The sequence below is a fragment of the Pseudomonas sp. C2.3V genome (assembly GCF_058536325.1).
The window spans coordinates 2810971-2829818 of sequence record NZ_JBZUBN010000001.1; the positions used below are offsets into that span (position 1 = coordinate 2810971).

Annotated in this window: 16 protein-coding genes; 1 reads left to right on the forward strand and 15 read right to left on the reverse strand. The window is 56.6% G+C overall.

What is annotated here, in order from left to right:
- Positions 1-2: 2 nt before the first annotated feature.
- From bcsA to AC4LF3_RS13345, 3 genes are read right to left on the reverse strand one after another with little or no spacing between them, the layout of a single operon-like run.
- The gene (gene bcsA / locus AC4LF3_RS13335) at positions 3-4376 is read right to left on the reverse strand and encodes a UDP-forming cellulose synthase catalytic subunit (RefSeq protein WP_491835458.1); all 4374 of its coding nucleotides are present in this window, start codon (positions 4374-4376) and stop codon (positions 3-5) included.
- Positions 4377-4386: 10 nt separating this feature from the next.
- On the reverse strand, positions 4387-5178 hold the full coding sequence (gene bcsQ, locus AC4LF3_RS13340; RefSeq protein ID WP_491835459.1) for a cellulose biosynthesis protein BcsQ: 792 nt from the start codon (positions 5176-5178) through the stop codon (positions 4387-4389).
- Complete coding sequence (locus AC4LF3_RS13345) at positions 5169-5558, reverse strand: hypothetical protein (protein ID WP_239381107.1); 390 nt, start codon at positions 5556-5558, stop codon at positions 5169-5171. The genes bcsQ and AC4LF3_RS13345 overlap by 10 nt, the downstream gene beginning before the upstream one ends.
- A 268-nt stretch (positions 5559-5826) precedes the next feature.
- Here AC4LF3_RS13345 and dacB point away from each other — a divergent pair, with 268 nt between their 5' ends.
- Positions 5827-7287: a D-alanyl-D-alanine carboxypeptidase/D-alanyl-D-alanine endopeptidase gene (dacB, locus tag AC4LF3_RS13350; RefSeq protein ID WP_491835460.1), complete on the forward strand. Its 1461-nt coding sequence runs from the start codon at positions 5827-5829 to the stop codon at positions 7285-7287.
- 22 nt (positions 7288-7309) lie between these two features.
- On the opposite strand, the gene AC4LF3_RS13355 is transcribed toward dacB, so the two are convergent.
- The 12 genes from AC4LF3_RS13355 to AC4LF3_RS13410 form a co-directional block, all read right to left on the reverse strand.
- On the reverse strand, positions 7310-7723 hold the full coding sequence (locus AC4LF3_RS13355; protein ID WP_074823589.1) for a hypothetical protein: 414 nt from the start codon (positions 7721-7723) through the stop codon (positions 7310-7312).
- Positions 7724-8073: 350 nt separating this feature from the next.
- Positions 8074-8232, reverse strand: a complete 159-nt coding sequence (locus AC4LF3_RS13360) for a DUF3309 family protein (protein ID WP_010795077.1) — start codon at positions 8230-8232, stop codon at positions 8074-8076.
- A 174-nt stretch (positions 8233-8406) separates the two neighbouring features.
- Positions 8407-9030 (reverse strand): 3'-5' exonuclease, encoded by a 624-nt coding sequence (locus tag AC4LF3_RS13365; protein ID WP_074823586.1) that lies wholly within the window; start codon positions 9028-9030, stop codon positions 8407-8409.
- On the reverse strand, positions 9030-10829 hold the full coding sequence (locus AC4LF3_RS13370) for a DUF294 nucleotidyltransferase-like domain-containing protein (protein ID WP_074823583.1): 1800 nt from the start codon (positions 10827-10829) through the stop codon (positions 9030-9032). The genes AC4LF3_RS13365 and AC4LF3_RS13370 overlap by 1 nt, the downstream gene beginning before the upstream one ends.
- Before the next feature lie 61 nt (positions 10830-10890).
- Entirely contained in the window at positions 10891-12549 is a 1659-nt protein-coding gene (locus AC4LF3_RS13375) for a cation acetate symporter (RefSeq protein ID WP_239381108.1), read from the reverse strand.
- Complete coding sequence (locus AC4LF3_RS13380) at positions 12546-12857, reverse strand: DUF485 domain-containing protein (protein WP_019365825.1); 312 nt, start codon at positions 12855-12857, stop codon at positions 12546-12548. Before AC4LF3_RS13380 ends, AC4LF3_RS13375 begins: the two co-directional genes overlap by 4 nt.
- A 295-nt stretch (positions 12858-13152) precedes the next feature.
- A complete protein-coding gene (locus tag AC4LF3_RS13385; protein WP_019365826.1) occupies positions 13153-14055 on the reverse strand; it encodes an efflux RND transporter periplasmic adaptor subunit in 903 nt (300 codons plus the stop codon).
- A gap of 42 nt (positions 14056-14097) precedes the next feature.
- Entirely contained in the window at positions 14098-14301 is a 204-nt protein-coding gene (locus tag AC4LF3_RS13390) for a DUF1656 domain-containing protein (RefSeq protein ID WP_019365827.1), read from the reverse strand.
- Positions 14288-16282, reverse strand: a complete 1995-nt coding sequence (locus tag AC4LF3_RS13395) for an FUSC family protein (protein WP_491835461.1) — start codon at positions 16280-16282, stop codon at positions 14288-14290. The genes AC4LF3_RS13390 and AC4LF3_RS13395 overlap by 14 nt, the downstream gene beginning before the upstream one ends.
- 92 nt (positions 16283-16374) lie before the next feature.
- Positions 16375-17517, reverse strand: coding sequence for an MFS transporter (locus AC4LF3_RS13400; protein ID WP_491835462.1), 1143 nt, complete (start codon positions 17515-17517; stop codon positions 16375-16377).
- Positions 17518-17635: 118 nt separating this feature from the next.
- On the reverse strand, positions 17636-17962 hold the full coding sequence (grxD, locus tag AC4LF3_RS13405; protein WP_010795086.1) for a Grx4 family monothiol glutaredoxin: 327 nt from the start codon (positions 17960-17962) through the stop codon (positions 17636-17638).
- A gap of 226 nt (positions 17963-18188) precedes the next feature.
- The gene (locus AC4LF3_RS13410; protein ID WP_010795087.1) at positions 18189-18620 is read right to left on the reverse strand and encodes a hypothetical protein; all 432 of its coding nucleotides are present in this window, start codon (positions 18618-18620) and stop codon (positions 18189-18191) included.
- Positions 18621-18848 lie beyond the last annotated feature (228 nt).

The following is an 18848-nucleotide window of genomic DNA, read 5'->3' on the forward strand; positions in this document are numbered from 1 at the left end:
GATCAATTCCTTTTGCCCAGTCGCTTGTGGGCCTGGAGCCTGAGCAATGTGTGAAGCCCAAATGCCGCCAGCACTGCTGCAAGCAACAACAACCCCATCAGGACCAGGGGCCGCTCACTGAACAGCCAGCGCACATACATGAACCAAGGCAACTCGCCATAGGTAAAGCGCAGCCCGGTACGAAAGCTCTCCACCTGACCATCACGGCCAAACAAGGCGATATCGCCTCTGATCTCGGCGCTGTGTTCCGGGCTGTTCAAATAGGTAATTACATTAGGCAGGCGTTCTGGCTGGCTAGCCAATGCCATCACTACGACGCGCTTGTTGTTGAGGGGTGACTGGCGGCTGACAAACCCCTGAAAATCCCGATAGCCCGCCAGCGTGCGGTCGGCTGCATCTATCTGGCGATCCCAGTCGCCCAGCAATACTGTTTCAAGCATGCCGGTTGGCGTGAGCGGCTGGATACGAAGCCGGTTCTGGGTGAGTGTGAAGGACGAGCCCTGGAACAGCGTCTTGAAATCCAGCCGATCACTGATCTGGCCAACCACCAGCCAGTCGCGGTCCGCGACTTCAGGCAGATGTGTGGTTCCCAAGAGCACGGTTGCGTTAAGGGCAGGATAGCCCGTAGCATCACCGAAACGCCCCATCAGCGTCAATAAGGCCTCAATCTCACTGGCGCGGGGTGAATGAGGCAGAATGAGCGCCGTCTGGGAAAGATCGGCCATACGTGTAAAGGGAAAGCCGGCGCCAACGAAGAAAGACAGGTTGGGCAGCTGTGAAAAGTGCTTGGCTCCACTCAGGTCAATCACTGAGTCGCCGTCGATGTAGCTATGCGCTGACTCCGGCAGCACAAGGTTGCAGTCTTCGGTGCTGGTGACCTGCTGGTTGTAGTAAAACCCTAGCTGGTTATCGCCATAGATCAGATACGGCGGCACCTCGATCACTGCATCTTCCTGGCGGCTGGGGTAGCCCAGCAGTGACTTTACCTTTTCATACAGGCCCGGCTTGAGTACCGATACTGAACTCAGGTATTGCCCGTTAAGTGAGACATCCAGTCGGGAGCGTGCGGCGTCGTACCAATCCCCTTCGGGGAAGCGAAACCGTATGCGCATCGGCACATTGTCGCCTTCCCAGAGAAAGTTATCGGGTGCAGCGCGAAAACCTATCTTGATGACACCTGGAAAGAGATTGTCGCTGGTCAGCGCCTCAGGCTTTGCCAGATCAGCGAAGCGGGTAACCTGATTGGAGATCCAGCGCGGCGCATCGTAAGGCCGGCGGGCCGGGATCGAAAACGGCGCTAAATTAGCAGCTTCCCCTTTCAGACGATCCGACCTTAGTACCAGATTCTGAGCGGCGACGCGGACTTCCGATGCATCACGCCCCAGCACCAGCAGGAGCTTGCCCAGGGAATCACGGGGGTTATCGACCACGGCCAGCATGGGACCCTCAATCGCTGGCAGGGTTAAACCTGTAAAGGATTCGCGTGCCGTGCCAATGAGAACGGCATTCCCCATCGGCAGCTCATTGAAGCTGACCGGAAATTCAGCGCCACGAAAGCGGGACTGCATACCAAACCAGGAGGCGACCATCGCAGCGCTTTCTATCTCACCCGCTTCAGGTTGATCGGGCAGTACCACAGGCAGGCGCAGGCGGCTCATGTCCGCCTCATCGAAAAACGGTGCCGGCAGCAGCGCCAGATCGCGCGTAATAGGCAGCCGCTCCAGAGCCAGCTCCAACGTGGAGGCAGGGTCTATTCTGGCCCACAGCGCAGGATGCAACGGGTTCTCACACTGTTGTGAATAATGCGCATCAAGGCGCAGGTTCAGCCGATTATAAGGCAGGAGAAGTAGCGGATTGATGGGCAGATCGACGTCCAGTCCCGAGGCGGTAGCAGGTACCAATGGAATGTTCTGAATCAGCTCATCGTTGACCGATACCTGCAGGACGCTGCTCTCGGCTAAAAGCTTGTCGGAATAGCTGAGGCGCAGGTGCAGCGTCGCGCCTGTAACCACCTGCTGGCGGTTGATGGAAAAAGCTACGCCCGCCTCCCCTCGCCGCCCCTTCAGCATCAGTGCGTCGGACACGCCCAACCGGCTAAGGCTGATCGATTCAACCCTGCCGGGCATAGCAGGCAAGCCAGCAGAGGTTATTGTATTGACGGGTGGCGGCAAGGCCGGAAGCGGCGGAAGGGGCTGCTCATCAGCCTTGGACGGCAAGGAAATAATGCATAGCACAGCAACGACCACCAGGGCGGCGGCAGGCATCAGCGCCCTGGCAAATCCCCGTGGCTTGCGAGCCTTGGTTGCGTTGCCGGGCGAGCGTCTGGTCGGCCGCCTGACCAGTAGCGCGCCCGATCGGATCACATTCCACAATGAGCGCAGCGGGTTATCTTCCTGTGTCGGGTGCGTCTTGAGCCAGGCATCTGGCCGCCCCATGACGATAGCCACCAAATCGCGGCGTTGGGCAATCGAGAGGGGTTTGTAACGCAACTGCACATAGCCATCGCGAGCATTGACCATGTCTGTGCCCAGGATCAGAGGCGACTCGCCATACTGGATCTCGATCTCCTCGACTGGCGCGGACAACTCACCCCCCTTGTAACGAAGCCGCGCACCGCCCATGGAAATATCCACCGACTCGCTGCGCACCACACGGCCATCGGCCAGGTACATGAGAATCGGCAGATTGACAGCGAGCCGCACGGTCTGGCGCACCTGCCGGGTCTCGAGTGCCGCTGCAATGGCCGCCAACAGGATCAACATGTTGAAGACTGTCCAGCCAATGTTGAGCATCAGCGTAAACAGATCCGGCCGAATTGCTTCGATCCAGAAATACTTGGCAATACCAAACAGGATGCCGGCACACAAAAAGCCCACCGTAATCAGGTGCGGCTTCACCACAGGAAAATCGAAGAAGCCCCGGTCCAGCAGATCGCCCTTGTCCGTCACGTTGAACTTGCCCTTCCTGGGGTTGAACAGCGTATAGAGCGTGGGCTTGATCAGGTGAAAGGCCAGCACCGTCTCGTAGATTTCCCCCCAGAAGGAATGACGGTGTTTACCCTGGATACGGGCGTTTGTCAGGATCGACAGCACCAGATGCGGCAACGCATAGGCAAAAATGGTCTGCGCCGAGGCAGCGATGATGTTCTGCCCCAGCAGGAGGAAGGCCAGCGGCGATGTCAGGAAGACAAAGCGCGGCAGGGCAAACTGGAAATGCAGCATGGCGTTCAGATAGCAGAGCCGCTGAGGCAATGCCAGACCCCTTCCGAGCAGCGGGTTATCCAGCCGGAAGATCTGCGTCATGCCTCGCGCCCAGCGCATACGCTGACCGACATGCAAGGCCAGGCGCTCTGTTGAAAGGCCTGCTGCCATGGGGACGCTGATAAAGGCTGTGTTCCATCCCTTGCGCTGCAGCTTGAGCGCCGTATGCGCATCTTCGGTTACGGTCTCGACGGCAAATCCGTTCGTATCCTCCAGGGCCTTACGGCGGATGATAGCGCAAGAACCGCAAAAGAACGTGGCATTCCACAGGTCGTTGCCCTTCTGAATCGGGCCATAGAACAGCTCATCCTCACTGGGAACCTTACCCTGGGTACTGAGGTTGCGGGCAAACGGGTCTGGCGAATAGAAGTGATGTGGCGTCTGCACCAAGGCGAGTTTGGGGTCATCGAGGAATTGCCCGACCGTGGCCTGCAGGAAAACCCGGGTCGTGACGTGATCGCAGTCGAAGATGCAGATCAGGTCGCCGTGGGTCTTGGTCATCGCATGGTTGAGATTACCGGCCTTCGCATGATTGTTGTCCGGCCGAACGATATACCCCACGCCTGCGGCAGCGGCATATGCACCAAATTCGGGTCGACGACCATCATCGAGTACATAGATCCTGAGCTTGTCGGCCGGGTAATTCAGATTCTGGGCAGCCAGGATCGTATCCTGTACTACGCTCAGGCTCTCGTTATAGGTCGGAATGTAGACATCCACGCTTGGCCACACCGAGGTATCGGCTGGCAGACGGCTGGGCCTGCGCTCAAGCGGCCAGGCACTCTGGAAGTAGCCCAACAGCAGGATGATCCAGGCATAGACCTCGGCCAGGTACAGACCGATGCCCAGAACCCACTCCACGCCATTGCTGAAATGCAGCGTCTCGGTGGTACGCCAGTAGAGATAGCGTGTCGAAAGCGTGATCGAAATGACCACCAGCGTCAAAGTGATTCGGGAAGAAGGGTTGCGCTTGAGCACCATCGTAAACAGGATGGCAGCCACGCTCAGCAGCAGCTGCATCTCGATACTCATCGGCACCATGATGATCAGTGCAAGGACAGGCAACGCCAGAACAACAAGCCCGCTGGCTGCGAGCTTTCCGACTCCAGAATTCATCCTTGATTCCTCAGGAATACTGCCGTTGACGCGTATCAGATACAGGTGTGGTCTGCTGCTCAAGCGCGGCCAGCAATCGCTGCGCAAGCATATCGAGGTCATGGGCGGCGGCCGATGCCGAATCGAATGCGAAAACCGATTGCTGACTTGCCAGCGCCTCAGGCAGTGACTCGTCACGATGGATCATGCCCAGCAATGCATCACCGCAGCGCGCCTGCAGAAACACCGAGACGTCTCGATTGAGGCGCCGCCGCCGATCCACCTGATTGACTACATAGCGCACGGTTTCCGTTCCAGCACTGCCAAAGAACTCACCGGACTCGATGTCCGGCAGCAATGCAACCGAGCCTGCATCGGCCAACAGTACCGCTATGCAGAGATCCGCCTGATGGATAAGTGCGCTCAGAGCAGCGCTTGGGCCAGGCGGCGTATCTGCCAATACAATCATATTGGGAATCGTGAGCAGATCTGCCAGCCCTTCCTTCAGAAAAGAAGGATCATTGAGCAGGCGGTGCTCGAACGCCAGACGCGTCGTTGCGCTAACCCGTCCGTATGGCAGCACCTGAATATTGCTTGGAGAGGTTACCTTTAGCTGCCGCCAGTCTGCGCCCGTCAGAGCGCTTTCAACAAATCCCTGACTCAGCCCGAGCGGCAACCCAAAATGCAGGCGCAAAGCGTTCTGCACGTCGAAGTCAACCAACACCACTGGACGCCCCAGACGCTGAAGTGCATACCCCAGGCTGGCCGTCACGGTCGTCTTGCCTACACCACCCTTGGGAGAGGCAACACAGATTAACGGCATGTGGCAATACTCTTGAGTAGCGCTTTCAGAGAGCCCTGAGGTTGAAGGTCTACCTCGTCCACTGCCGGTTTAATTTTGAAGATATTGCCAAACGGGTGAGCGGCTGAGGCAGGCTTGGCCTGGACATCCACCGGAGGAGCGATGCCTGACGAAGGCTCACGCGCCTCGTGTAAGGGATTGCTCGTCACCGCTGGAATGGCCTCGGTAGAGACCGCAGAAGAAGAATGGATAACAGGTAATGGCTGATCAACAGGCGAGGCAATGGCATCAAGAAGTGCCCACCCCAGCGTATCCCCTGCTTGAGCCGATGCCCCAGACTGCCGGTTCAGGTTTTCTTCATTAAGGCTGTTAATGTAGTCCCGGATGTCCCGCTCGCTCATGATAGCAATCGTCTGTATGGCAATTTGCTATCATTTTAATACCTAATGCACAATCTATCATTATCTTTTGCGATATTTGTCACATTATGGAGATCCGCCAGATAAATGGCTGTTTAATCCCTACAGGCGGAAAGCTGACAACGCGTGCTAGTCATTTCACAGGCTGTATTGGCTATAAACCGGTTTGCTGCATAATGTCTGTTTCTTGTAACAGATCGCTCGGCTATCACCTTTTCATCTCGGCCCAGCCTTCTTTTGGGGTTTGTTAATGCTGAAATTCTTCCGCTCCGTTTCACTTGCGCTAGGCCTTCTGCCTCTGGGCTTACCCGCTCTGACCTACGCCGACACAGCCGTGCTGCCACCTAAAGTGCAGCAGCTTATGCAAAAGAACAAACTGGCCAATGACGAGCTGTCCCTGGTCATGATTCCGCTGGATGCTGCCGGAAGCGCTGACTTTTACAATGCCGATGTTTCCGTAAACCCTGCTTCTACCATGAAGCTCATTACGACATTTGCGGCGTTGGAACTGCTAGGTCCTACCTATCAGTGGAAGACGGAGTTCTATACCGATGGCCAGCTCCACAACGGAGTGCTCAACGGCAACCTTTATCTCAAAGGCGGTGGCGATCCAAAGCTGAACATGGAAAAGCTGTGGCTGATGATGCGTGATCTGCGCGCCAATGGCGTCACCCAGGTCACCGGGGATCTGGTTCTGGATCGCGGCCGCTTCATCAAACCCGAACTTCCTGTTTTCAACGATGACGGCAACGATGAGAACAAGCCGTTCCTGGTTGGCCCGGATGCCTTGATGGTCAATCTGAAGTCGGTCCGCATGGTCATTCGTGCCGATGACGGCAAGGCCAGCGTCTCGATGGACCCGCCGTTGACCAATGTGCGGGTTGAGAATCAGGTCAAGGCCGTAGGCAAGGGCAAGTGCCCTGCGTGGCCTGAAATACGGTTCAACCCAGTCACGGAAGCGGACGGCACTGCCCTTATCGTGACGGGCAACCTGCCTAGCGGTTGTAGCGCTCAGAGCTACCTGTCACTGTTGGATCACCCAAGCTATACCGCAGGTGCCGTACGCGCCATCTGGAAGGAACTGGGCGGCACCATCATGGGCAAGGACCGGGAGGGTACGGTACCCAAGAGCGCAGAGCTGCTGGCTCGCTCCTTTTCGCCTGATCTGGTCGAGATCATTCGCGATATCAACAAATACAGTAACAACACCATGGCGCGACAGCTGTTCCTGTCCATTGGTGCCCAATACCGCACCAGCGCGGACGCGAATGATGGCGTAGCGGCGCAGCGTGTGATTCGTCAGTGGCTGGCCCGCAAAGGTATCACCGCCACGCACCTGGTCATGGAAAACGGCTCGGGACTGTCCCGCGATGAGCGCATCAGCGCGCGGGAAATGGGCCTGATTCTTCAGGCAGCCTGGCGAAGCCCCTATGCCTACGAATACATCTCTTCCCTGCCCATTGCAGGCATGGATGGCACGCTGCGCAAGCGCCTGAAGAATACACCCCTGCTCGGACAGGCCCACATGAAGACGGGAACGCTCAATAACGTACGCGCTCTGGCCGGCTTCAGCCGGGATGCCAATGGCAGGACGTGGGCGGTGGTTGCGATTCTGAACAGCAGCCGTCCCTGGGGTGCGTCCAGCGTACTGGATCAGGTTATGGTGGATCTGTACAACCGTACCAAGCAGGACAGCACTGCTGCTCGCTGAGAACAGCGGCTACGGGAGGGCTTCAGCCCTCCCGCTCCCAGGCACACCGTGCCCGTAAGTCATCTTCCTGTGGGCTATGGAAGCCTTTCTCAGATTCCCAACGGAACGTATGAGTACCGCTCAAGCCGGTTTCCAGATGCACCACGGCGCTGGCCCAATAGAGGCGTTTGAGCAGGGCCTCGAACTCTTCGACCCATAATTTCCACTCATACTCGACGCCTTCATAACTGGCGCCAAAGTGAATGACCTGGGTTTTATAAAGACCTGCGCCGGCCTGCTCGCACTGGCTGAACATCTCCCGCCCCAGAAATGCCCAGGAATCATGAGGGAGATTGGCCAGGACACGACGATTCAAAGCCCGGCGCATCCGGCGCTCCATGGAGTCGCTCGTCGGCCAATCCTTGATGCAGCCATACACTATGGATTCCGAATCCACGGAACACTCCCTCTTTGCTACTCCTTGGGCTTTTATCACAGCCGCCTGGCCGATTAAACGCCGCGCAACACCTGAATGATCGCTCCGTGATGCAAGGCACTGAGACGAGTGAAATAAGAAGAGGTAGCGCAGAAAAGACAAAACCAGAGCAAGCAACGCTTGGCTCTGGTTTTATCTCACAACTGACATCGGCAAGGCAGGCCGGTGAAGAGAACCCTACTCTCTTGCACCTCTTTGGGCAAGAATTTTCTCCTACGCACCAAACAGGGGCAAAAAGCAGGGAATAGCCTGTCTCAATCGATTCTTAAGCAATTGATTATAAAAGACTTTTAATCTTTAAGTCGTCGATGCTAGATCATTCCCAGCAACACCAGCACGAGCAGTACGACCAGCAACACGCCCACGATTCCGGACGGGCCATATCCCCAGCTGCGCGAGTGCGGAAACACGGGCAATCCACCAATCAACAGAACAAGCAGGACCAGAACCAATATGGTAGTCAGCGACATGATGCATCTCCTTATAACCGCTACGGGAATCCACGGCACAGGTCACTTCCCATCACCGAGACCGGAAAAGCTCGGGGAATAAGAAAAAAGCGTACCTGTACTATCGGACTGCTACCCCTGCGGAAAAGTCCTGCAACCGCTTCGCTTGTTGACGAGAAGCACACTGTTTTCTGTTTAGTACGGCTTGGGCACAGGCCCCTTCAATAATTTAAGAAACATCAGCGAAACCGTTTGTGCATCTCCAAGCGCGGTATGCCGCCCCGTCACCGGTATGTCCAATGCCCGCGACAAGGTGTCAAAGCGCAAATCCAGGTGCACATCGGGAAACAAGCGGCTGACCTTGCGATGATAGAGGGCCGACACTTCGATCCGGGGATTCGTCAGCCTGGGCATCCCGTAACGGCGGAAATGACGACTGAGCACTGCGATATCAAAGGATACGTAATAACCCAGCAGCGGGCGATTTCCGATGAAGTCTTGCAGTTGTCTCAGGGCATCCCGGATATTGAGCTGCCCCTCCAGATCCATCCGACGTAGCTTGTGAATGCGGATCGATTCGGCGTCCAGACTGGGTGGCGGCTCGACGTACAGCTCAAGACGTTCCCCTACCTGCATCTTCCCCTGTCGAATGAGTATGGCACCCACACTGAGAATATCGGCCCGACGCGGATCAAGGCTGGTCGTTTCCAAATCCAGCGAAACGATCTCATCGGCGTCCATCGGGTCATGCCACCACCAATGCAGGCGTTGCCGCCAAAGGGGCCAATGCAAATCAGGTCTTGAGATGTAGGCAGCCATCAACGCGTATCCAGATGAAACAGACGTCCCAGGGTTTGCTTGAATTTTTTAACTACATGGAGGCTGAAGCGCAGCAGGTCTCGCTCGGCCCGGCTCAGGATCGACACATCGATACCTTGCGTTAATCCACTCCTGTCGCCTGCCAATTGCTGTGACAGCCGTAGCTGCATGAACAGCTCGAAAGCCTCAGCGAGGTTATCGGCCATGTTTCGATCCAGAATGCCTCGCTCGCCCAGCATCTGCAGTCTGCCCAAGGTGCCACGCACCATCAAACCGTCTCGCAGAGCGAGTATTCGGGTCCCATGAACGATCGGGAAAAGACCTCCACGCTTGATGTCCAGGCGTTCGCCAGATGTTTTGAGCCCACCAAACAAGGTCAATGGCGTATCGAACTGTAAGGCAGCCAGCGCCATATCGCTCAGCCAGCGCTCCCCCGGGCTAGACCACACGCTCAGCTGAGCCTGCACAGCCATAAACCAATGCTCATTTCCGGCTACAGGGTGGGCATCCATCAGAATGGACAGACGCAGCAGCTGCTCAGGATGCCCCTCGCGGGCGGCCTTCAGAAGCTCATGCCGCCACTCGCTAACAGGCTTGCACCACACCGCATTCGAGGCCATTACCCTTCCTGGGCATTGAGGATAACCAAACCCCATGAGTGCCTCGTTGAAGCGGGCCATCCAGGCCAGAGCTTCCTCGTTTGCAATGTCGTCCGCATGAATCAGCGCATTATCCTGATCGGTCTTGAGCAGTTGCTCTCCTCGCCCCTCACTTCCCATGACCACCAGGCAACAACGGGAGCGATACGCTACAGGAACACACTGCTCGAAGACGCGCGCCAGCAACTGCTCATTCAGTGCGCTAACAAGTTGCATGATAAAGCGCAGCCGAATGCCGTTACCCTCCAGAGTAGCAATCAGTATATCCAGGGTTTCGGCGGCTCGCTGCAACTCATCTAGCGTTTCGGCGCGAGCGATCCGCAGCGCCAGAACATGAGAGTGGGTGGAAAAGAGACTCAGCACTTGGGTCAGATGCAGTAGGCCGACTGCCTGATTACCTTGCCTGACCACGACCCGCTCGATGCGTTGGCGGGTCATAAGAATCATGGCATCGAATAGAAAGTCGCCCAGCTCTACAGAAGCCAACGGCTGATGCGCCAGCGTCCCGACAGGTGTCTCGTCACCCAGCCCCTGTTGAAAATGGGCAACCATCAGGTCCGTTCTGGTCACAATACCCAGCCCTTCAAAGCCGTCTTCCAGCCGGACCAGCAACGCATCGGCGCCGACCTTTAGCTGCGTACGGGCGGCCTCGCCCAATGACAGATCGGCACCGACTTCCACCGCAGGCATCAGATGCTCACGGGCAATGCGAGTCAGAATGAATTCCGCCAGATTCTGCCCGTCCCGGCGTGCCAGTTGCCGCTTGGTGGCAAGGCTTGCCTGGAAATAAGAAGCAAACGAGGTATTTCGCTCGCACAGTTCATGAAACATCTTGGCGTTGAGTTCGTAGACGATGCTTTCCTCAACAGCTCGATAGGCATGCCGGGTCTGTCCATCAAAAAGCCCCCGCACATCAAAGAGATCGTCCGGCCCATAGTGTGCAAATAGCTGGTCGTCCTTGCCACGCTCCTCAATGACACCCTTCAGCACGATATAGAGTGCAAGCGTGACGCTACCCGGCTCGATCAGTATCTCGCCAGGCACGTAGTATCCGACCGATAGCGCCGAGCGAAGCAGGTTACGTTCATACTCACTGAGTGTATCGAACGGGGCTGCCTCGAAGTTGAAATTATCCGGCATGACGCGAATTCGCCTGAAATGAAAACGGCAGGCCCTGACGAGCCTGCCGATTCAGTACGACTTAGTGAGCCACTGCGCCGGAAGCGCCAAGACCCGTCTGAGAGCGAACGAACTGCGGGAAGAATCGAGCACGCTCTTCATCGGCTGCGGTAGATTTGTCCGTAATCGAGAAGAACCAGATCCCGATGAACGCTACGAGCATGGAGAACAGTGCTGGATATTCATAAGGGTAGATCGCCTTTTCATGACCCAGGATGGTAACCCAAATGGTCGGGCCCAGAATCATCAGAGCTACCGCTGTGATCAGCCCCAACCAGCCACCAATCATGGCACCTCGCGTGGTCAGTTTCTTCCAGTACATGGAGAGCAGCAGTACCGGGAAGTTACAGCTGGCCGCGATTGAGAAAGCCAGACCCACCATGAAGGCGATGTTCTGCTTCTCGAACAGGATACCCAAGCCAATTGCAACTACACCCAAGGTAATCGTTGTGATTTTGGAGACACGCAACTCGTCTTTCTCGTTGGCATTACCTTTCTTGATCACACTGGCATACAGGTCGTGGGAAACCGCCGACGCACCGGCCAGCGTCAAGCCTGCTACTACTGCCAGAATGGTCGCAAACGCTACCGCCGAGATGAACCCCAGGAAGATGCTGCCACCCACCGCGTTGGCCAGGTGCACCGCCGCCATGTTGTTGCCACCAATCAGGCCACCGGCAGCATCCTTGAACGCAGGATTGGTGCTGACGAGTAGGATCGCGCCGAAACCGATGATAAAGGTCAGGATGTAGAAATAACCGATGAAACCGGTAGCGTAGAACACGCTCTTGCGAGCTTCTTTGGCATCACTCACCGTGAAGAAGCGCATAAGAATATGCGGCAGACCTGCAGTACCAAACATCAGCGCCAGCCCCAGGGAGAAAGCCGAGATTGGGTCTTTTACCAGACCGCCGGGGCTCATGATGGCCTCGCCTTTCGGATGGACCGCGATAGCCTGGGAGAACAGCGCACTGAAGTCGAAGTTGACGGACTTCATTACCATGATAGCCATGAAGCTTGCGCCTGAAAGCAGCAGTACCGCTTTGATGATCTGCACCCAGGTAGTGGCCAGCATGCCGCCAAACAATACGTACATGACCATAAGGATGCCGACCAGGATCACCGCCACGTGGTAGTCAAGGCCGAATAGCAGCTGAATCAGCTTGCCGGCACCCACCATCTGAGCGATCAGGTACAACGCCACCACCACCAACGAACCACAGGCAGACAGGGTACGGATTTCCTTCTGCTTGAGACGGTAGGAGGCAACGTCGGCAAAGGTGTATTTGCCCAGGTTACGCAAGCGCTCAGCAATCAGGAACAGAATGATCGGCCATCCGACCAGAAAGCCGATGGAGTAGATCAGGCCGTCATAACCCGACGTAAATACCAGCGCGGAAATACCCAGAAAGGAGGCGGCAGACATATAGTCGCCTGCGATTGCCAAACCATTCTGAAAGCCCGTGATGCGACCGCCAGCAGCGTAATAATCTGCCGCTGAACGGTTGCGTTTGGAAGCCCAATAAGTGATCCCCAATGTCCCCGCCACGAAAGCAACGAACATTACGATAGCGGCCACGTTCAAAGGTTGCCGTTGAACGGCACCGGTCAACGCATCGGCAGCCCAGGCAGCCGGAGCGAACAGAGCCAGTCCCATTACTGCAGAGAGAGGCGCTTTCATTGTTGAACCTCCTTCAAAATGGCACGGTTAAGCTGGTCGAATTCACCGTTGGCACGGCGAACATAGACACCTGTCAGGATAAAAGCGGAAAGAATCAGACCGACACCGATCGGAATTCCCCAGGTAATCGGACTATCCGGGTTGATCCGAGCACCTAATACATGTGGCGCAAAGGCGATAAGCAGGATGAAGGCGACGTAGAGTCCTAACATGATTAGGGAAAGCAGCCAGGCAAAACGCTCACGCTTGGCAACCAGTTCTTTGAATTGCGGATTTTGTTCTATCCGCCGGTAGATGCTGTCGTTCATTATTGTTGTCCTCACAGCGTGACGGGGATCGTCGATTTGTACTCTAGGCTACCGGCACCTGACAGCCAGACGACTTTAGTCGTAACCGGGATAAAGGGACTGTTTCGCGAGATAAAGGGTAGAGGCTTAAAAGTGCGACCCTACAGCCCCGCTGACGCGGCGGGACTGGAGCGGTCGGCATATGGCTCGGATGCCGAATACGCTTACGGCGGCAACAGCAACGTGGGCTATCCGACCTGATCAACCATAGCTATTTGTGTGACGGCATGTGTCTCGAGAGTTGTCGGCGGGCCCGCTAGTAATCCCACAGACTGCGCCACCCCTCCAGCGGATGATGCCCTTCGGCATCGAGCACCGAGACGCTAGCGGTCATTCCGGCACTCAATTGCACCTCCGGCGGCACATCCAAGAGCTCTACGCGGACCGGAATACGTTGCGCCAGTCGTACCCAATTGAACGTGGGCTGAACTTCCGCCAATAGCTGCTCGTCCGGGCTTGCGTTGCGGTCGGTGATTCCGCTACTGATGCTGGCCACACGCCCCTTGAGAATCCCCTTGTGGCTCATCAGGCGGATATTGACGGCATCCCCTACTGCAATATGCGGGATCTTGGTTTCCTCGAAATAGGCCATGACGTAGAAAGAGCGCGTATCAACCAGCGCCATGACAGCTTCACCGGTACGTACGTAGTTACCTTCGGCAAATCGCAGGTTCGTGATGCGCCCTTCGCGAGGCGCCAGCACTTGGCTACGCGCCAGGTTAAGCTCCGCCAGCCGGATATCCGTCAGCGCTTCCTGATACTGACTCCGTGCCACGGCAGCGTTAATCTGCGCATTTTCCCTGTCTTCGGCACTAATGGCGCTGACACCCAGACGATTACGGCGCTCAGCCTCGCTCTCACGCAGGCGCAGCTGCTGTTTGCGTGTATCGGCAACGGCACGGGCGTGGTTGAGCGTAGCCTGGTATCGCTCCCGGTCGATCTGCATGATCAGATCACCTTTCTTGACCAGCTGATTATCCTTGACAGGCAAGCGAGTCACCCAACCGGCCACATCGGGCGAGACGACTACGACATCGGCTCGAACACGTGCATCACGCGTCCAGGGCGAGAGCATGTAAAACCGCCACAGCCATAGGCCAGCCAGCACGGCCACTATCACCACGACCACTGTAATCGCTACACGGGCCACCTTGCGCATCATGCCCTCCTCATCCAAGCGTTCATATTCACCTTGACCACGTCACGTTGCGGCAACCCAGGTAATGGCTGCGAGCAGCAGCAGAAACAGTGCGCACCCAAATAGCGCCTCATGCCAGATCCAGCGACTCGCATGAAGTTTATGCATGACCAGCCGAATCACACCTGTCAGTAATAAAGCCGCTACCGCATAAAGAAACAGCGGGCTCAGGTAAACGCCGCCGATAGCCCATTCATGCAGGTCCATGGTGATCCTCAAGCGATTGGCACCACATCGTCCAGGTTCGCTGCAACTGGCGAACCGCTCCATGAGCCAGGCGCTTGGGCTCATCCGGCTCTGGTACGGCTTCTAATACAGAGCGTAATCGGTTCGCGGGTTCATCCAGCTGCTCCGGCCGTACATGCTCCAGACCATTTGCCAGGGCTGCCGAAAACGCCTGTAGGAAACGATCGCGCTCTGCCGCCAGTGAGCCGGTCGCCCCGTCAAGGCAGGCGCGCAGGTGCAACAGCTCGTTACCCAGATCCAATGCCAGCAGGCCATCGTGCCAGCGACGACGTTCATGAAGCGGCATGAGGTTGATATTGCGTGCCAGTTGCAGCAATCGATCGGCCATCCGCCCTCCAAACCAGGTTTCAGCAATACCAAGAGGGCGCTCTGTCAGACGCTGCAGGTCATAGGTCGTGGCTGAAAGAATTCTTCGGATCAGCCGCCGCGGGTGACGCAGCGTAATCAAACGAAAGATCACGACGGCAAAGCCAACGCCAATGACCAGCGCCTGTGCCTGATTGAGCAGGTTCGCCATGTCCATGCGGGTATGGTTGTTTGGCGAAACCAGCACAATGAAGTGCAACGCAAACGCAGTAGCCGTACCTACTACCGCTGGTGGCCCCGCCATTCCAAGCGCGGCAAAAAACAGCGGAACCCCCATACCCAGGCACAATAACGGGAAGCCGGACCATGACGGCAATACGGCCTGGCTGACAACAATGGCCACCACGATGGCGTAGGCAATACCACGAAGAAAACTTAGGCCGATCTGAACGGCGTTATCGCGGTTGGCGAACAGGCTGCATAAAACAGCACCCAACAGCATGGCACCGGTTGCGGCAGGCCAGGCGGTGTTCAACCAGAAGATCGCAAGTCCGAGCAATGCCAATGCGCTGCGCATTCCATACAACAGCGCCGTCTGGATGTCACGATGCCAGGACAGTGCCGAAGGAGCACTGTCATCAGCCACGCCACGGGCAACCGCCCGTTCGGCTTGTTCAGCCGTTAGCGCCTTGCCGAGCAGAATGCCCAGGCGAGCCAGAAAGTAGCGCTGGTCATTGTTGTAACGTGGGTCATTGAGCTCATCACGGAGCCGGTTGAGCAATGCCTCAATGGCCGTTGGCTCGAACGGATCCAGATGCTGGATGACCTCTTCACGCCAGGGCGCGACCGCCTCTTGCTCATTCGCTTCAAGGTTACGCCATTGGCGAACCACGCCCCGCGAGGTACGCAACAGGCTCAGCAGATCTCGACAGAACAATCGCAACGCCCGGGCACGCTGACGTCCCCGATGGCCCTCGAACCATGTGTGGTCGCGCTGCGCATCAACAGCCACGATCTGGCCAAACACCCCAAGCAGCCCGGTCGCAGCGGTTTCATCTTCAGCCACCTCAGCGCGTGCTGCCTGCAGACCCGCCTGCCACACCTTGCTGGCCTGTTGACTCAGGTTCTGCTCTACACGTTGCGGCCAGATCACCGAGCTGACGATAGACGCCACAATGATGCCCATACAGATTTCCGTACAGCGAGCGACTGCCTGATCAAAAACGCCGAGCGGCGGAGCAATGGCTGGCAGGCCGATGATCGCTACGGTGTAGCCGGCCAGAACGAAGGCATAGGACACATGATTGCGCAGCAAGGTCGACGCAGCGGTGCACAACCCGAGCCAGAGCGCCATGGCCAGAAGAAAAGCCCAGGGCGTCTGTGCAAACAGGCCAATCAACACCACAGACATGATCGTCCCGGCTACGGTCCCGATCAGACGAAACAGACCCTTGGCTACCACCATGCCGGACAACGGCTGCGAGACGATAAAGACCGTCATCATCGACCATGTGGGTTGTTCAAGATCGAATCGAAACGCAAGCCATAGGGCCAGACACGCTGCAAAAAGCGTCTTGACCGCAAACTTGAGCGCCAACGGGCTAGGCGCAAGGAAAACCTGCCAGGGAATACGCACGTGCTTATTATCGTCGAGTGATGACCGATAGGCTCACGAACGCGTCAGGAAGTTCCTTGCATCAGCCTGGACAATACCAGGCTGGTGGCTCGCTAGCCTCTTCGAACGATGCCGGCGCGCAGACACAGCGCGGCACATAACGCCACAATGGACAGCAGGGCCAGCTTGAGCCCTACTGCCTGGGCCAACAGACCGATCAGCGGAGGCCCCATGAGCAGCCCGCCATAGCCCAGGGTAGCAACAGCAGCAACGCCAACCCCCGGGTCAATGCCCGGGCGATTGCCTGCAGCACTGAAAAGGATCGGCACAATGATCGACAGTCCCAGACCGGCCAGAGCAAACCCAATGATCGAAATGATCGCATCAGGCGCCAGCAGCGCTACAACCATCCCCAGTGTTGCCAACCCTCCAAGCGCACGAACCAGTGAGTGATCCTGAAAGCGAACACGCAGGCGATCACCAAAGAGTCGGCCAAATACCATCGTGGCGGAAAAGGCGGCGTATCCCAAAGCGGATAACCCTTCGCTGGCATTCTTCACATCATGCAGAAGCAAGGCGCTCCAGTCAGCGATAGCGCCTTCGGACACAAACGAACACAACGCCATGAGACCCAGCCCTACGACTGCCATGGGCGGCAAACGCAGCCCCGAACCTTTATGGGTGCGCGCAGGCATGTGCTCATCAGGCAAAAGCCGTTTACCGCCAGGCAGCAGAAAGATAAGGGCAATCACTGCCAGTAAGAGGAAATGCCAGACGGGTGACAATGCCACCAGCGCAGCCGCCCCTAGCGCACCGACCAGGCCGCCAAGACTGTACATCCCGTGAAGAAGCGAAAGCGTCGGACGCCGAAGGGCTCGTTCGACTTCTACAGACTGCGTGTTGACCGCAACATCCATTGCGCCACTGGCCAAACCAATAAGATACATCGCCAAGGCGAAGCTGAGCCATTGATGGGCCAGCCCGACCAAGGGAAAGACAAGCAGGAGCAGTAGCCCTCCACCAATTACAATCCGGCGGCTACCCAGCCAGCGCTGGAGAATTCCTGTCAGGGGGAACGCTGTCAAGGCACCCAGCCCCAGGCACAGCAACGCCTGTCCAAGCGTACCTTCGTCAAGTCCGGCCTGCATTTTCAAGGCCGGTATCCGCGCCATCAGACTGCCGTGCACCAGTCCATTGATAGCAAAGAAATAAGCGCAAGCCCAACGCGCAGAGCCTGCTAATGTCTTCTCAGCCATAACCACTCCAGCAAAACAAAGCCCCGCCGAAGCGGGGCTTTGTTGAATCCGGTTGACTACTAGACAACCCAGGCAGTCAGAGCCGAAGCGGTTACCAGAAGTTCATCTGGCCATCCGATCAGGCCTCGGTTTTACCCGCAGCGCCTTTGACCAGCTGCTGTAGCTCACCTTTTTCGTGCAGCTCCAGCAGAATATCGCTACCGCCTACCAGCTCACCGTTTACCCACAACTGGGGGAACGTTGGCCAATTGGCATACTTAGGCAGATTGGCCCGGATCTCAGGATTTTGCAGGATGTCCACATAGGCGAACTTCTCACCACACGCCATCAACGCTTGCGAGGCACGGGCAGAGAAACCGCACTGCGGAGCATTGGGGGAGCCTTTCATGTAAAGAAGAACAGGATTATTGGCGATCTGTTCTTTGATCGTTTCGATGATATCCACGGTGCACCTCGCTGAATTTCAGTGCTGACCAGTGTAACGGAAAACCCAGTGAAACGCTCGGTTTTGCCTCTGGCCACCCGTCCATACAGATAGGGGCAACAGAAACAATTTACAAGCCTGATAATGGCGTGACTTGACGCAGGAGGAGAAATTGGCGGGAGAAAGAACGCGGCAGTCGTTTCTCTTCGAACCGGCGAACTCTATGTCCGCCGGTTCGAGCTCATCCTTAATGGATAGAGCTGATGGTGCCTTTCTGGCCAGTCACTTTGACGTTGACGGCCTTGTACACCAGGTAGTCCTGAACATCGACTTCATAACGCGGGGCAACGATTACGTCAGCGCCCGAAGCCTTGACAGCCTTGTAAGCTGCAGCAGCTTTAGCCGAGGAAACTGGATCCAGTCCCAGAGCAAAACCACCTTCGCCACCACCATAGGTAACGCCGTCTGCAAACTTGCTATCACCACCCAGCTTCAGCATACCGAACAGAACGTTTACGGAAGACTGACCTGTGATGGTTTCACCTACTTTGACATCCGCTTTCAGACCGGTATCAACCGCGCCACCCAGAGGTAGAGCTGGCTGACTTACGTTCTGGCTGGCACAGCCAGTGAGCAGGGCCAAAGTAGAGAAGGCAGCGGCATACACTACGCGTTTCATGCAATACTCCTTTGCATACAATTTTCCAATAACCCCGTTGCGGGGTAATAACGTCGCCTCGAAAGGCGGGCGGCATAGTAGTCATTTAACAAAAATGTAACAACCGTAGCGGAACAATTTTCCAATCTTTGTGAAGTTTTACCTTTTGCGTAATAACCGGTTGCAATCTCATCTTTTCTGCAGCCTCGCCAGGGATTTGCGCAAATATATAAATTACTTATAAGATCC

Excerpts from the sequence above, each read along its gene's own strand:
- AC4LF3_RS13365 (WP_074823586.1), bottom strand. The coding sequence starts at position 9,030 with ATGGCTGCCTACATCTCAAGACCTGATTTGCATTGGCCCCTTTGGCGG.
- AC4LF3_RS13410 (WP_010795087.1), bottom strand. The coding sequence starts at position 18,620 with ATGAAACGCGTAGTGTATGCCGCTGCCTTCTCTACTTTGGCCCTGCTC.
- AC4LF3_RS13380 (WP_019365825.1), bottom strand. The coding sequence starts at position 12,857 with ATGAACGACAGCATCTACCGGCGGATAGAACAAAATCCGCAATTCAAA.
- bcsQ (WP_491835459.1), bottom strand. The coding sequence starts at position 5,178 with ATGCCGTTAATCTGTGTTGCCTCTCCCAAGGGTGGTGTAGGCAAGACG.
- AC4LF3_RS13385 (WP_019365826.1), bottom strand. The coding sequence starts at position 14,055 with ATGCGCAAGGTGGCCCGTGTAGCGATTACAGTGGTCGTGGTGATAGTG.
- dacB (WP_491835460.1), top strand. The coding sequence starts at position 5,827 with ATGCTGAAATTCTTCCGCTCCGTTTCACTTGCGCTAGGCCTTCTGCCT.
- AC4LF3_RS13375 (WP_239381108.1), bottom strand. The coding sequence starts at position 12,549 with ATGAAAGCGCCTCTCTCTGCAGTAATGGGACTGGCTCTGTTCGCTCCG.
- bcsA (WP_491835458.1), bottom strand. The coding sequence starts at position 4,376 with ATGAATTCTGGAGTCGGAAAGCTCGCAGCCAGCGGGCTTGTTGTTCTG.
- AC4LF3_RS13360 (WP_010795077.1), bottom strand. The coding sequence starts at position 8,232 with ATGTCGCTGACTACCATATTGGTTCTGGTCCTGCTTGTTCTGTTGATT.
- AC4LF3_RS13370 (WP_074823583.1), bottom strand. The coding sequence starts at position 10,829 with ATGCCGGATAATTTCAACTTCGAGGCAGCCCCGTTCGATACACTCAGT.
- AC4LF3_RS13400 (WP_491835462.1), bottom strand. The coding sequence starts at position 17,517 with ATGGCTGAGAAGACATTAGCAGGCTCTGCGCGTTGGGCTTGCGCTTAT.
- AC4LF3_RS13390 (WP_019365827.1), bottom strand. The coding sequence starts at position 14,301 with ATGGACCTGCATGAATGGGCTATCGGCGGCGTTTACCTGAGCCCGCTG.
- AC4LF3_RS13345 (WP_239381107.1), bottom strand. The coding sequence starts at position 5,558 with ATGAGCGAGCGGGACATCCGGGACTACATTAACAGCCTTAATGAAGAA.